Annotated in this window: 15 protein-coding genes; 8 read left to right on the forward strand and 7 right to left on the reverse strand. The window is 37.4% G+C overall.

Annotated elements, in window-relative coordinates; all coding sequences use genetic code 11:
• The first annotated feature begins 13 nt into the window (after positions 1-13).
• The 4 genes from metF (at position 14) to L1275_RS04975 (ending at position 3,368) form a co-directional block, all read left to right on the forward strand.
• Positions 14-970, forward strand: coding sequence for a methylenetetrahydrofolate reductase [NAD(P)H] (gene metF / locus L1275_RS04960; RefSeq protein ID WP_253470436.1), 957 nt, complete (start codon positions 14-16; stop codon positions 968-970).
• Positions 971-1,166: 196 nt separating this feature from the next.
• Positions 1,167-1,724, forward strand: a complete 558-nt coding sequence (locus tag L1275_RS04965) for a hypothetical protein (protein ID WP_253470438.1) — start codon at positions 1,167-1,169, stop codon at positions 1,722-1,724.
• Positions 1,725-1,736: 12 nt separating this feature from the next.
• Positions 1,737-2,273 (forward strand): hypothetical protein, encoded by a 537-nt coding sequence (locus L1275_RS04970; RefSeq protein ID WP_253470439.1) that lies wholly within the window; start codon positions 1,737-1,739, stop codon positions 2,271-2,273.
• A gap of 324 nt (positions 2,274-2,597) precedes the next feature.
• Positions 2,598-3,368 (forward strand): amidohydrolase, encoded by a 771-nt coding sequence (locus tag L1275_RS04975; protein WP_253470441.1) that lies wholly within the window; start codon positions 2,598-2,600, stop codon positions 3,366-3,368.
• Here L1275_RS04975 and L1275_RS04980 read toward each other — a convergent pair.
• A complete protein-coding gene (locus L1275_RS04980; protein WP_253470442.1) occupies positions 3,352-4,953 on the reverse strand; it encodes an Ig-like domain-containing protein in 1,602 nt (533 codons plus the stop codon). The two genes, L1275_RS04975 and L1275_RS04980, sit on opposite strands and share 17 nt — an antisense overlap.
• 66 nt (positions 4,954-5,019) lie before the next feature.
• Positions 5,020-5,703: a ComF family protein gene (locus L1275_RS04985; protein ID WP_253470444.1), complete on the reverse strand. Its 684-nt coding sequence runs from the start codon at positions 5,701-5,703 to the stop codon at positions 5,020-5,022.
• A gap of 153 nt (positions 5,704-5,856) precedes the next feature.
• Here L1275_RS04985 and L1275_RS04990 point away from each other — a divergent pair, with 153 nt between their 5' ends.
• The 4 genes from L1275_RS04990 (at position 5,857) to L1275_RS05005 (ending at position 8,671) form a co-directional block, all read left to right on the forward strand.
• Positions 5,857-6,069, forward strand: a complete 213-nt coding sequence (locus L1275_RS04990) for a hypothetical protein (protein WP_253470446.1) — start codon at positions 5,857-5,859, stop codon at positions 6,067-6,069.
• Positions 6,069-6,458 (forward strand): YchJ family protein, encoded by a 390-nt coding sequence (locus L1275_RS04995; protein WP_253470448.1) that lies wholly within the window; start codon positions 6,069-6,071, stop codon positions 6,456-6,458. Before L1275_RS04990 ends, L1275_RS04995 begins: the two co-directional genes overlap by 1 nt.
• A gap of 138 nt (positions 6,459-6,596) precedes the next feature.
• Entirely contained in the window at positions 6,597-7,994 is a 1,398-nt protein-coding gene (gene aspA, locus L1275_RS05000) for an aspartate ammonia-lyase (protein ID WP_253470875.1), read from the forward strand.
• 38 nt (positions 7,995-8,032) lie between these two features.
• A complete protein-coding gene (locus L1275_RS05005) occupies positions 8,033-8,671 on the forward strand; it encodes an NAD(P)H-binding protein (protein ID WP_253470450.1) in 639 nt (212 codons plus the stop codon).
• Positions 8,672-8,737: 66 nt separating this feature from the next.
• On the opposite strand, the gene L1275_RS05010 is transcribed toward L1275_RS05005, so the two are convergent.
• The 5 genes from L1275_RS05010 to L1275_RS05030 form a co-directional block, all read right to left on the reverse strand.
• Complete coding sequence (locus L1275_RS05010) at positions 8,738-9,313, reverse strand: YceI family protein (RefSeq protein WP_253470452.1); 576 nt, start codon at positions 9,311-9,313, stop codon at positions 8,738-8,740.
• A gap of 336 nt (positions 9,314-9,649) precedes the next feature.
• On the reverse strand, positions 9,650-11,191 hold the full coding sequence (locus L1275_RS05015) for a glycine--tRNA ligase (RefSeq protein WP_253470454.1): 1,542 nt from the start codon (positions 11,189-11,191) through the stop codon (positions 9,650-9,652).
• A 101-nt stretch (positions 11,192-11,292) separates the two neighbouring features.
• Positions 11,293-12,015, reverse strand: a complete 723-nt coding sequence (gene bla / locus L1275_RS05020; protein ID WP_253470456.1) for a BlaB/IND/MUS family subclass B1 metallo-beta-lactamase — start codon at positions 12,013-12,015, stop codon at positions 11,293-11,295.
• Positions 12,016-12,145: 130 nt separating this feature from the next.
• A complete protein-coding gene (locus L1275_RS05025; RefSeq protein WP_253470457.1) occupies positions 12,146-12,568 on the reverse strand; it encodes a DUF4190 domain-containing protein in 423 nt (140 codons plus the stop codon).
• A gap of 107 nt (positions 12,569-12,675) precedes the next feature.
• Positions 12,676-13,251 (reverse strand): hypothetical protein, encoded by a 576-nt coding sequence (locus tag L1275_RS05030; protein ID WP_253470459.1) that lies wholly within the window; start codon positions 13,249-13,251, stop codon positions 12,676-12,678.
• Between the last annotated feature and the right edge of the window lie 31 nt (positions 13,252-13,282).

Below are 13,282 nucleotides of genomic sequence, written 5' to 3' on the forward strand. Positions count from 1 at the left end.
ATAGTAAAAAAACATGAAAGTAACAGAACATTTTGCATTGGCTCAGAAAAAGGCTCGTTTTTCTATAGAAATTTTACCGCCTTTAAAAGGGCAGAACATACAGTGTATTTACGATAATATTGAACCTTTATTAGAGGCTAAACCGGCCTTTATAGATGTGACTTATCATCGAGAGGAGTTTGTTTATAAGGAAAAGGAAAATGGATTGCTCGAAAAGAAAATTGTTAAAAAAAGGCCCGGTACCGTAGGTATTTGTGCCGCGATTCAGGAAAAATTTAAAATAGATGCCGTGCCGCATATACTGTGTGGTGGTTTTACGAAAGAAGACACGGAGAACTTTTTGATAGACTTGGATTTTTTGGGGATAGATAATGTGGTGGCGCTACGTGGGGATGCGATTAAAAACGAAACCTACTTTAGAGCAGAAAGTAAGGGGCATCATTTTGCCAATGAACTGGTGAGTCAAATCCACGACTTAAACAACGGGATTTATTTGGATACAGACTTAGAGAACAGTCATGCTACGAGTTTTTGTATTGGGGTAGGTGCTTATCCGGAGAAACACATGGAGGCGCCAAGTTTGGATGACGATATTCGGTTTTTAAAACAGAAGGTTGATTCTGGGGCGGACTACATCATTACTCAAATGTTTTTTGACAATCAAAAGTATTTTGAATTTGTCGAAAAATGCCGCGTTGCTGGAATACTGGTACCGATTATTCCGGGTTTAAAACCCATTACTACTAAAAGACAATTGACCCTAATCCCACATCGATTTAAGGTTGATTTCCCGGAAACCTTGGTTTTGGAGGTCAATAAAGCAAAGGACAATCAGGCCGTAGCGCAAATCGGATTAGAATGGTGTAAACAACAAAGTGAAGAACTATTGAAATCAGGAGTCCCATTGGTTCATTATTATTCTATGGGGAAATCCGAATTGATTCAGCATATCGTTAAGGAATTGTTTTAATAGATGCCTATGTGCCTATATGCGAATACGCGTATAGGCCCATTCTTGTCTGATCGTATCCTCGTATCCTCGTATCTGCGTATAGTTTTAAGCTAGAAAAACGAATTATTTATCAGTAGTCATAATTTTATCTTAAATCGTTATTTTTAGGCGGCTTTTGTTGTTATGTTTGGGTTTTTATAAAAAGATTGTAAGTATGAAGTATTGGACTTTAATGGTTGGTTTAACGGTGTTGGTTCTGGGGACTAGCTGTAATATTATAAAACCCAAAGATGGATATAGTGATTTGCCTAAGGGGTGGAAGGAAATCGTTGTTCCGTTGAGTGATTTCGATCAGGCGCAGCGCTCTGAAATCACTAAAATTAATGGGGTTCAGTTGCAGCAAGAATTAAAGAAACATCCCAAAGCGCTAGTTAGGTTTGTTGTCAACTATTGTCCTGCGAATAGAGATTTAAAGGGATTTGAAGACTATACTCAAGAAAACGGTTATCGTGTATTTATAGTAATGTATGATTTCCGCATGCCTTATATGATTTTTAATCAAGCGATTGTCAGTCCTGTTTTTGCAATAGATACACCGTATTATAATACAAAAAACGTCAATAAATCGACAAAGAGTTTTATCAACCAAATGCTGGGTAAAGAGGTGGATGAAAAAATAGCCTATGAGTCGTTTTATGTATTTAATTCTGGGGTCTATATCCCAGAGGGATCTAAGTTGATTACTGAGGAATTAAATAGCGTTCAGAAATAACAAAACAGTCCTATGAGAAAAATAGTAAATATTGGAGTATTCGTGATGGTTTGTATGATCATGACTTCTTGTGTAGTAGCTGGTTTGACTAATGATTATAACAAACTACCAGATTCATGGAAAGCCATTGTTGTGCCTTTAAAATCTTTTGATCAGGTGAGTCGGGGAGAAATTACAAAAATCAACGGCATGCAATTGCGGGAGGAATTAAAAAAATATCCTGAGGCTGTAGTTTATATAATATCGAATCACCGTCAAGATATCGTTTCTATTAAGCAATTGGAAGATGATGTACAGAAACGGGGCATCAAGTTATTTTTGGTTATGGATGGCTATTTCTTTGCTAATGTGACTTATGATCAGCGAATGTATAGTCCCGTTTTTGTTATGGATAACGATTTTTATAAGAAAAAATATGCGGATGCTTACAAAAGGTATTTCATCAATGACATGCTAGGTCGAGATCGAAAAACCAAACTAAATTCAGATTTTCTGTTTTTCTTTAAAAATGGGGAATCGGTATCCTCTCAAAATTCTTATAAATTTTAACGGAGAGCCTATACGCCCATTTGCACATACGCGTATCAGCGTCTAAAGCCTATATGCCTATTCGCAGATACGCGAATTCGCTTTATCACGTAAAAACGGAACAGCCTTTCAACTTATCTGCTTTTAAGTGCATGTGTTTATTCGTCCATCAGCGTCTAAAGCCGATATGCCCATTTGCAGATAAGCCTATTCGTCTTTACACGTAAAAGGGATCAGCCTTTCAAGCTATCTGTTTCTAAGCCCATATGCCTATTCGCACATGCGCCTATCAGCCAATCCGCGTATCTGCATAATTTTACCTAACTTTGTTAGAAACGACAAAAAATGAAAATAGCTTTAATTCAGGCACCGTTGGTTTGGGAAGTCATCGATGCTAATCTGAGGTACTTCGAATCCAAAATAGAACAGTTGGAGGTGGATACGGATTTGGTGGTACTACCAGAAATGTTTACTTCGGGCTTTACCATGAACCCGGAACGCGCTTTTGAAGTGATGGATGGGTATGCTGTATCATGGATGCAGAAAATGTGTATGCAAAAAAGTATCGCTTTGACAGGTAGTATGATTATTAAAGAAAAGGGCAATTACTACAATAGGATGTTTTTTGTGTTTCCCAATGGTACCTATCAAACCTATGATAAGCGCCATCTTTTTTCCTTAGCGGGAGAAGAGAAAAAATATAAGGCGGGTTCTCAAAGACTAGTGGTAACCTATAAAGATTGGAAAATTTGTCCGTTAGTGTGTTATGATTTGAGGTTTCCAGTTTTCGCTCGAAATCAAGATGAGGCTTATGATTTGTTGATTTATGTTGCCAATTGGCCCGATCAACGCATTTATGCTTGGGACAGTTTGTTTAAGGCACGTGCTATCGAAAATATGGCTTATGCTGTTGGTGTCAATCGCGTGGGGACAGATAGCGGAAATAATGTGTATTCTGGACACTCACAGGTATTGGATTATATGGGAGCATATATAGTGCCTCCTCACAATGGTGAAGCGGTATTGTATGCCAAACTAGAAAAAGCCAATTTAATTCAGGCTAGAAAGAAATTGGCTTTTTTATCAGATGGTGACTCATTTATTTTGAAAGACTAAATACTTGATCGATGTCCCAATTGGCGCGAACGTCAATTTCGTCGGGATAGTAAATAACTTCTTCGGGTTGTCGTCGATCAAAGAAATAACCCGTATCCCATTTGCCATTAGCGTTGTCGTCATAGATGGCGCGTAACAGGTATTTTTTAGGCGGTAACACATCAAAACGAAGTTGTGTTTCCGCTGTTGTTGATAAACTCGCGACTACTTCTTCTTGAGAATTTAATACTTCAACGATAATTGGGAAACGTTTAGCGCCTGTCAGATTAACAACGAGGTTTCCATAGTCGGTATACTGTTTGGTTTCTACCTTATAATTGAGGGTATCGTTGCTCTTTCCGAAAAAGTCGGTTATTGCTTCAGGCAATAACTGAATGTTATACTTGTCTTGTTCTTTCTTTTCAAACTCCAAAGAAATCTCTTGTAGGAAAGCTTGTTGGACGATCTTAAACGGAACGGCAACAGTGTCTTTATTAGTGATAAAGATTTTTGTCGAATCAATTTTTGTAAAAGGCGTACTTGTTTTCAGCCTAAAAACATCTCTGAAATCCAAAATTCCCCCTTGAGCTGGACTAACAGAAAGGGTGTCAACAGCTTTCATCTTACGCGGACGAACGGTAAATTGCTGTTCGTAGTCGCCCTTTTTTAATTGAACTAATAAGGAGTCTACTTCCATTTTAGGAAACCACACTTGTAGGGAATCCTTGTTCGCCAATTTGGTGATGGCATGAGCTACATCGTTGTTTTGATTTTTTATCTTTAAATCGATTTGGTCAACGTCTCCGCTATAAGGTAAATACCACTTGTTTTCAGAAACTTGTGAAGGTCTATTTACTTTGAGTTTCTCTTGCGATTTAAACAGGTTTAGCTCAAAAGTTTGTTCGGTTGGTATCGTAATGGGATCCTTTAAAAAGGCGATTTGATCTTGATCTGGATCAAACTTAAAATTGTTGTTTTTATCTTTTAAAGCAATGATGTAATAGGTGCCTTCTTTGATGTTTTCGATGGCAAAACTGGTCAAACTATCCAGTGTGTTGGTTACATAAAGCGGTTTTTCCTTATAAACGGTAGAATCTTTGAAATTCGTTGCATCGTAAAGCATGACGTTGACAAAATTGGAAGGTTTTTTCTTATAGGCTTCCCGGATGTTTCCATGTACTTTTAGAGAATCGATATAGCTACCTGTTGAAAAAATGTACTTAAATTGCTTTAGCGCATTGCCCTCATTGTTATCGGTGATGCTTTCTCCAAAATTAAAACTATAGGTGGTATTGGGTTTTAAGGTATCGATGATTTTAATGGTCAATTCCTTTTTAGGAGTACCCATCGGACTGATATCCGGTGCGGTTTCCATAGGTGGAGATACGATCAATTGTTGATTGATATTTTTCAATTTAATATATTCATCAAATTGGATTTTGATGACCTTCTCATTAAAATTGATTGAATGATTTTCAGGATTGCTTCGAAGCATGACCGGTGGAAGCGTATCTTGGTCTCCACCGCTGATAAAGCCTCTTTTAGCGCAACTGGCAAAAGTGGTTATTAAAATAAAAAAAAGGGCAATCTGACGTATTCTCAACATGATATAGCTTTTATCCGACAAATTAACGACTATATTTTTTAGGAATAAAATCTAGTTGTAAAAAGTTTATTGAGTTTGTGCTAAACACAGTATACTGATGGTGCTATTGGGAATTTCCAACAACTTTTTCCCGCAGGACTCTAGGGTGCCACCAGTGGTTAGTATATCGTCTACTATCAAAAAATGTTGTCCATGGTGATGAGGCTGCGAGTTGATGCTGAATCGTAATGGGTTGGGTGTAGTGCGTTCAAATAATTTTTTTTGAGTTTGCGAAATGGTAAAAACTTTCTGAGTAAGCAGTTGTTTGTCAACGGGTATTTTAAAAGCTTCTGAAAGTGCTTGTGCAAAACCATCTACCTGATTATATCCTCTGGTTTTTTGCTTCTTTTTGTGTAGGGGCACTGGAATAATGCTGTCGACTGTAGCCAGCCAGGAGAGGTTCTGTAATTGAAAAGCATAAATTTGCCCGAGATAATAACTGATCTGTGGTTGGTTTTTGTATTTTAGGTGATGGAAGAGGCGTTGTACCAAGCCTTCCTTGGTGAAATACAACAGGCAGGAACAGTTTTGGAGGCTCAAGCGACCATAAAATTTATCCAATGCATCGTTGTTTCGATACAAGTGTTGCCCGGTAAAAGGAAGTTGATGGAGACAATTTGTGCATAGGATTTTTTGATTGCGCAATAAGGCGCTTTCGCAACCGAAACAGAGCTGAGGGAAAAACACGTCGATAATATTTTTAATAATCATATCGATACTTTATAAGGGGTAATTCAAATTTATTGAATATCAATTTAGTATGTTTATTTTTTAACTATAAAAAAAGTACGGGAACTTTTTAATTAAAATTTTAAATTCGAAAGAACCTTTTACCTTTGAATATTGAATTTAGAACTAGAAACAATGGAGAACACATTAGAGAGCGCGCAAAAACATATCATGCAATTGATGGTGACTATAGCGCAAAATGATCATCAGAACGCAAAATTACAGTTAGATGAAATTCGCGAGATGATTTTGGAGGGCTTGGACCATGCCGCAGCAGATGAAGAATTGGTGAAATGGAGTAAATTCTTGAAGATAGTCGATGAATTGGAAACCAAACTGACTGTATAATGGACGCTGCGTTAAAAAAACCGTGTTTTTGCGGTACGGATAAAACTTTTGAGCACTGCTGTAAACCGTTTTTGGAGGGTACATCGCTACCGCAGACGGCAGAAGAATTGATGCGTTCGCGATATACGGCTTATGTGCTGGTCAATGCGGACTATATCATTAAAACGACACATCCCAAAACGCGATATCTGCATAAAAAAAGCGACATATTAGCATGGGCGAACGACAGTGAATGGTTGCGTTTAGAGGTGATTGCTGCTCAGGATAATCAAGTGGTTTTTAAAGCGTATTATCGCGATAAAAATCAGCAGATCGTCACGCACTTAGAAAATTCTTTATTCGAAAGGGTTGGTGGGACTTGGTATTATCTAACCGCTGTTTTTGATTGATACTTCTGATTGGAGGGGCTTTATTTAAGACATCTTAACTAAATATCTTATTTGATCTGCCTCAAATAAACGGGATTTTTTTATTAGATACTAGTAAAATGCTTTAACTTGTTGACTCATTAAAAAACTAAATATATGATGGAATCTATTCGTATAGAAAGTGATCTTTTGGGAGAATTGGAAGTTCCTACAACAGCCTATTACGGGGTACAAACACAGAGAGCGATAGCTAACTTTAAAATATCCAATCAAAAATTATCGGATTATCCGGAATTCGTCAAAGCTTTGGCTAAGGTTAAATGGGCTGCTGCTAAGACAAATTATGAGTTAAATATCTTGCCTGAAAACATTTATGATGCTGTACATAAGGCCTGTTTGGAGATTATCGACGGACAATGGTTAGACCAGTTTCCGATTGATATGATTCAAGGTGGTGCGGGTACATCAGTAAATATGAATGCCAATGAGGTGATAGCCAATCGCGCATTGGAATTCTTGGGACATACTAAGGGGGAATACCTGTATTGTTCGCCTAACGATCATATCAATTTATCACAATCAACCAATGATGCCTATCCTACATCCTTAAAAATAGCGCTCTTCACCATGAATAAAAGCTTGGCTGTTGAGCTGTATAATTTAGCGATGGCTTTTCGTGCTAAGGGGATGGAATTTGCTAAGGTTATAAAAATGGGTCGTACTCAATTGCAGGATGCTGTTCCGATGACTTTAGGACAGGAATTTGAAGTCTTTGCTTTTACCTTGGAAAAGGAGTTGAAATCACTAGATGCGGCGGCTCAAAGTTTTTTAGAGATCAATATGGGGGCCACGGCTATTGGAACAGGGCTAAATGCCTTGCCGGGTTATGCGCATTTGTGTGCAACTAATTTGGGTACTATCGTCAATGAGGCGGTTATTTCTGCGCCGAATCTCATTGAAGCGACTTCTGATACGAGTGGTTTGGTTGCTTATTCGTCTGTATTAAAAAAGATTGCGATTAAATTATCGAAGATATGCAATGACTTGAGATTGTTGTCTTCTGGACCGCGTGCTGGTTTAAATGAAATTAATCTACCGCCTATGCAACCCGGGTCTTCGATTATGCCGGGTAAAGTGAATCCCGTGATACCCGAAGTGGTTAATCAGGTTTGCTTTAAAGTAATCGGTAACGATCTAACGGTGACCATGGCGGCAGAAGCGGCGCAGTTGCAGCTCAATGTAATGGAACCGGTGTTAGCTCAATCATTGATGGAGTCGATGACTTTTCTCGAGCATGCGATGAATACCTTACAAGAAAAATGTATTGTTGGAATCACGGCCAATGAACAACATACCAAAGATACCGTTCAACACAGTATTGGTATAGTAACTGCTTTAAATCCGTATATCGGTTATAAGGCGAGTACATCGATAGCAAAAGAAGCTTTGCAAACGGGAAAAGGAGTTTATCAGCTCGTTTTAGAACGTCAATTGTTAACCAAAGAAAAATTGGATGAAATTTTAAATCCAGAAACGATGTTAAAACCGCATGAATAATCTAGTTTATTAAGGTTGAGGATCATTAAAAAATAAATATGTTAAAAGCAGTTGTTATTGGTGCCACAGGCGCTACAGGAAGTGAACTCGTCAAGCAATTGTTACAAAGCGATTCCTTTGAAAAAGTCACGGTTTTTGTTCGTAGAGATTATTCGTTAATTCACCCGAAGTTGGAAGTACATCGGGTTGATTTTGACCAACAAGAGCTGTGGACCGATTTGGTGGTTGGTGATATAGCTTTTTCAGCTATGGGGACTACTTTAAAAGCGGCAGGTGGAAAAGAGCAACAATGGAAAATAGATCATGATTATCAGTTGAACTTTGCCAAAGCTGCCAAGAATCAGGGTGTACCTAGTTTTGTATTGGTATCAGCGATTGGAGCAAATGCGAATTCGAGTATTTTTTATTCGAGAATGAAAGGTGCCTTGGAGCAGGCTGTTTTGCATTTGAACTTTAAAAAGTTATTGATTTTTCAACCGGGGTTATTGATACGGCCACATACTGATCGAACAGCAGAGAAAACTTTTGAAGGGATCATACGGTTTTTTAATAGTATAGGATTGGCTCGAAAATACCGCCCTATAGCCGTGTCGGATTTGGCTAAGAAGATGATTGAAAAGAGTTTGAGTTCCGATGATGCTGTACAGGTCATTACAACGAAAGAGCTATTCTCTTAATAATAAAAAGGACGTTTCTCGGCTAGGGAAACGTCCTTTTAAGTTTAAAACAGGGTGTTGTTTTAATTATGCTTTTTTGGCAAACTCTAAATTCACATTAATAGTAACATCTTTAGCAATAGCTTGTCCTGAAGGATCGTAAGCTACGTCGAAATCAAAACGATTAATTGTAGTAGTAGCTTGGAATCCCATTTTTTGATTTCCTTGGCCATCATCTTTTAATAGACCTCCATAAACCAAGTCAAATTTTACGGGTTTAGCAATACCGCGGATCGTTAAAATTCCATCTAATACATACTTTGTATCCGAAACCTTTTTTATCGATTTTGTAGTAAAGCTAATCGTTGGGAATTTGTCTGTGTTAAAGAAATCATTCGTTCTCAAATGATCGTCACGCATACTAACGCCAGTATTGATGCTTTTCGCTTGAATGGTGAAATCAAACTTACCATCGGTTAAATCGGCCTTGTTGCTAGTAAATGTACCTTCATATTGATCGAACTTACCTTCGACAAAGGAGATGCCTAAATGTTTAACTGAAAAAGTTAAAAAAGAGTGCATTTGATCAACCTTCCAAGTTGTTTGTGCGAACATACTCGCAGATGCGAATACCGCAACAAATAAATAAATAAATTTTCTCATGGCTTTTTGTTTTTGTTAAGTACAAATTTAAGGAGCTATCGCCTCAACTAACTTAATCTAGGTTAATAAATTCGTGATTCGTGATTCGTGATTCGTGATTCGTGATTCGTGATTCGTGATTCGTGATTCTTTGTAAATTTTAGTAATTAAAGTTACTAATTTTTTTTAATATGAGGGCGTTTTTAACTGATAATTAGTCTAGTAGCTGGTTTTTTCCATTCTTTCTCAGTGCTATATGCAAATTTATAACACCCACTGCTGATCACTATTTTGCTGATTACTGATTACTGATCACAAAAAAAAGAGCCACATGTTAATGTGGCTCTTTTTATATAATTACATTCTACGTAACCAGTTTCTGATGGAAACTTCGTCGTTGATAATGTTTTTAAGGTTTGTGATACTTACACGATCCTGTTTCATGCTGTCGCGGTGACGGATAGTGACTGTTTTGTCTTCCAGGGTCTGATGGTCAACCGTAATACAGAAAGGAGTTCCCAAAGCATCTTGACGACGATATCTACGCCCTACAGCGTCTTTTTCATCGTAAGTGACATTGAAGTCCCATTTCAATTCCTCAATGATTTCATGCGCCAATTCTGGCAAGCCGTCTCTTTTGATTAAAGGAAGTACTGCTGCTTTAGTTGGAGCCAATACAGAAGGTAGTCTTAAAACGGTTCTTGTTGTGCCGTCTTCTAGAGTTTCTTCTTGTAAAGATTTTGAGAAAATAGCCAAGAACATACGATCTAAACCTACAGAAGTTTCTACTACATAAGGTACATAACTGGTGTTGGTTTCGTTGTCGAAGAACTGTAGTTTTTTTCCTGAATGTTGTTCGTGTGCTTTTAAGTCGAAATCGGTTCTAGAGTGAATTCCTTCCAATTCTTTAAATCCGAATGGGAAATTAAATTCGATATCCGTTGCGGCATTGGCATAGTGAGCCAATTTTTCATGATCGTGAAAGCGGTAATTTTCCGCTCCCATTCCCAAAGACAAATGCCATTTTTGACGGGTTTCTTTCCAGTATTCATACCATTTCATTTCCTCGCCTGGTTTTACAAAATATTGCATCTCCATTTGTTCAAATTCACGCATACGGAAGATGAATTGACGGGCAACGATTTCATTTCTAAAAGCTTTACCGGTTTGTGCAATTCCAAAGGGAATCTTCATTCTTCCGGTTTTTTGTACGTTTAAGAAATTGACAAAAATTCCTTGTGCCGTTTCTGGACGTAAATACAAATCCATAGCGGTATCTGCTGACGCGCCTAGTTTGGTGCCAAACATCAAGTTGAATTGACGTACTTCGGTCCAGTTTCTAGAACCCGTTTCTGGATCTGCGATTTCCAATTCCTCGATCAAGGCTTTTACATCAGCCAAGTCTCCGGTATCTAATCCGTGAGCCATGCGCTCTAGAATCGCTTTTTTTCTTGAAAGGTATTCTACAACACGTGGGTTGGTAGTTATAAATTCTTCTTCATTAAAAGATTCGCCAAAGCGTTTGCTCGCTTTTTCAATTTCTTTTTGTGCTTTTTGATAGATCTTTTCACAGTAGTCTTCGATCAATACATCTGCACGATATCTCTTCTTAGAATCTTTATTGTCGATTAAGGGGTCGTTAAAAGCATCAACGTGACCCGATGCTTTCCATATAGTTGGGTGCATAAATATTGAAGAATCAATACCTACAATATTTTCATGCATTTGAACCATGGATTTCCACCAATATTCACGAATGTTTTTTTTGAGTTCGACTCCGTTTTGAGCATAGTCATAGACTGCGCTTAAACCGTCATAAATTTCGCTGGACGGAAATATAAATCCGTATTCCTTTGCGTGCGAAATAACATTTTTAAAAATATCATCTTGTTTTGCCATAATGCAAAAATAGCAAAAGACTTGAGATTATGAATAGGATCGGTCGATTTTTAATACATGCAGGTATAGGAACTGTTTGTAGTGCGATAAAAAAAGTCGAATTAATCCCTTTTGTGCTCTTTCAACAATTTTAAAGTGTGTTCCAAATGTCCTTGACCCTTCCAGTTATCGTGGCCGGGGATGATGAATTTGGCATTTTCAAAACGTTTTTGTATATTTATAATAGTGGTAGGCCAGGCTTGTAAATTGGCTTCGGCTATATAACCAAGGTCTGTGGCGGCAATGCTCTTTACCAAACATCCACCATCTAAAACGCTTTGTTGTGGGAACCAAACAACGATGTTGTCAAAGGTATGTCCTTCACCGACAAATAACAGCTCAAAAACATCTTTACCTACTGTAAAAACTGCTTCGTCATCAAAGGTGTGCATAGCTGTTGCTAAACCTTCGTCAGCAAGTTTCTGATTGGTCTTTTGTGAGGCATAGGTTGCTATGCCCAAACGGTTGAAAAACTCAAAACCTCCTGCTCGATCTTCGTGCCAATGCGTTGCAAATACCTTGACAACGGCTAATTGATGTTTTTGTTGAATAGAATCGAGTAGCGGTTGATTGAGTTGTTTGTCCCATGGAGTATCAAAGAGAACAACGCCATCTTGGGTAAGTAAGTATAGTGCATTGCACGAATATAGAGTACCGTTAAAAGTTTGATAGGTGGTATAGGTATATAGGTTTTCGGTTATTTTTTCAATTTGCAATGATCGGTTTTGTGCCTTCAAATTGCAAGTGAATATTAATAAAACGAGAAGTAATGATTTTTGTAGCATGATAATAATTTTAGATGACTGGGAAAGTTGTCAAAAATACGAATTCGTTTTTAGGAGATGTCGAAATTATGGAAATAAAAAAAAGCATTTAATACGAAATTAAATGCTTTTTTATGTTGTGGGTATGCGATTAATCTTGGGCAAAAATAGTATCCTGATCTGCGCCGTATTGATCCAAAGTATCCTGATCTAAGGGATATTCATTTATGGTATCTTGAGAATTGATCTGAATTTCTTTACTGATAGCATTGAAGTCAAAGGCAGAATTAGCAATTGCTGTAGCAAAGATTAAAGTCCAGATCACAACGAATAGGGTGGCTAAAATACCTAAAATCAATCCGGTCAGTGGTAAACCTAAAGAAGCATTTTGCTTTTTAGCTTGCGAATATCCAATAATTCCGAATATGATGGCTAATATCCCAAAAATGATTGCGAACAAGCCGAAACAAGGGATAAAAGCGGTTAAAACCCCTAATATTCCTAAAACTAGGGCTGCAATTCCCATTCCTTGACCTGCATTGCTTTTCTGTACTTGACTGTTTTCGTATTCCATACTGGTGAAATTATATTGTTTTATAACTAATTTTTGTTAAAATTAATTACAAATATAAGTTTAAAAAAATAAACAAGCACAAATTTATTGCTTTTAAGAAGGAAAGTTTAGTTTTTTAAAATAAATATGAATTTCCAGTCTTGTTCGTCTCCATCTCCTGCGCTGGGTTGGTAGAGAAATACTTTGATTTTTTGGCTGGGATTTGATTGTAAGTAAGAACGAGCAAGTAGGAGAGATTGAACACTTGCCCATGCACGACTGTGTTCTATTGGTTCGAAATTGGGATTGATAGTAATCGATTCGAAGCCTTCTTTAGGAGTGATAAAATCGGCGGTTAAGGTTCGTTCAAAATCTTCAGCAGCCAAACGCGGAGAAGGAAAGGTAATCTCCCCTTTACCCATCCAAATTATATCGCCGTCAAACAGCAATTGATCAATTTCTTGATAGAATAGTTTTATATTTCCAAAATCAGAAGGTTCTTTATAAACGCTTTTTATTTTAAAAGTTTCACTCGGTTTGGACAAAGTGATTTCTATACCCCCTTCAAAATTATGGGTTGTATAATCAACAAATAATAACATCACCTTTTTTGGAGTATCAGGCGGTGTAGTATCGGAGTCAGTCGAATTGCAGCTTGATGCTATTATAATGCATAGAATTGCTGAAAGTATATGTGTCTTCATAGTATGGTGTTTGTAAATATAGTTAATACTT

Origin of the sequence: Flavobacterium sp. HSC-61S13 (genome assembly GCF_024171535.1) — a bacterium.
Taxonomy (GTDB): Bacteria; Bacteroidota; Bacteroidia; order Flavobacteriales; family Flavobacteriaceae; genus Flavobacterium.

Bases quoted from the DNA above. Each gene is read 5' to 3' on its own strand.
- metF (WP_253470436.1), top strand. From the start codon at position 14: ATGAAAGTAACAGAACATTTTGCATTGGCTCAGAAAAAGGCTCGTTTT.
- L1275_RS04965 (WP_253470438.1), top strand. From the start codon at position 1,167: ATGAAGTATTGGACTTTAATGGTTGGTTTAACGGTGTTGGTTCTGGGG.
- L1275_RS04970 (WP_253470439.1), top strand. From the start codon at position 1,737: ATGAGAAAAATAGTAAATATTGGAGTATTCGTGATGGTTTGTATGATC.
- L1275_RS04975 (WP_253470441.1), top strand. From the start codon at position 2,598: ATGAAAATAGCTTTAATTCAGGCACCGTTGGTTTGGGAAGTCATCGAT.
- L1275_RS04980 (WP_253470442.1), bottom strand. From the start codon at position 4,953: ATGTTGAGAATACGTCAGATTGCCCTTTTTTTTATTTTAATAACCACT.
- L1275_RS04985 (WP_253470444.1), bottom strand. From the start codon at position 5,703: ATGATTATTAAAAATATTATCGACGTGTTTTTCCCTCAGCTCTGTTTC.
- L1275_RS04990 (WP_253470446.1), top strand. From the start codon at position 5,857: ATGGAGAACACATTAGAGAGCGCGCAAAAACATATCATGCAATTGATG.
- L1275_RS04995 (WP_253470448.1), top strand. From the start codon at position 6,069: ATGGACGCTGCGTTAAAAAAACCGTGTTTTTGCGGTACGGATAAAACT.
- aspA (WP_253470875.1), top strand. From the start codon at position 6,597: ATGGAATCTATTCGTATAGAAAGTGATCTTTTGGGAGAATTGGAAGTT.
- L1275_RS05005 (WP_253470450.1), top strand. From the start codon at position 8,033: ATGTTAAAAGCAGTTGTTATTGGTGCCACAGGCGCTACAGGAAGTGAA.
- L1275_RS05010 (WP_253470452.1), bottom strand. From the start codon at position 9,313: ATGAGAAAATTTATTTATTTATTTGTTGCGGTATTCGCATCTGCGAGT.
- L1275_RS05015 (WP_253470454.1), bottom strand. From the start codon at position 11,191: ATGGCAAAACAAGATGATATTTTTAAAAATGTTATTTCGCACGCAAAG.
- bla (WP_253470456.1), bottom strand. From the start codon at position 12,015: ATGCTACAAAAATCATTACTTCTCGTTTTATTAATATTCACTTGCAAT.
- L1275_RS05025 (WP_253470457.1), bottom strand. From the start codon at position 12,568: ATGGAATACGAAAACAGTCAAGTACAGAAAAGCAATGCAGGTCAAGGA.
- L1275_RS05030 (WP_253470459.1), bottom strand. From the start codon at position 13,251: ATGAAGACACATATACTTTCAGCAATTCTATGCATTATAATAGCATCA.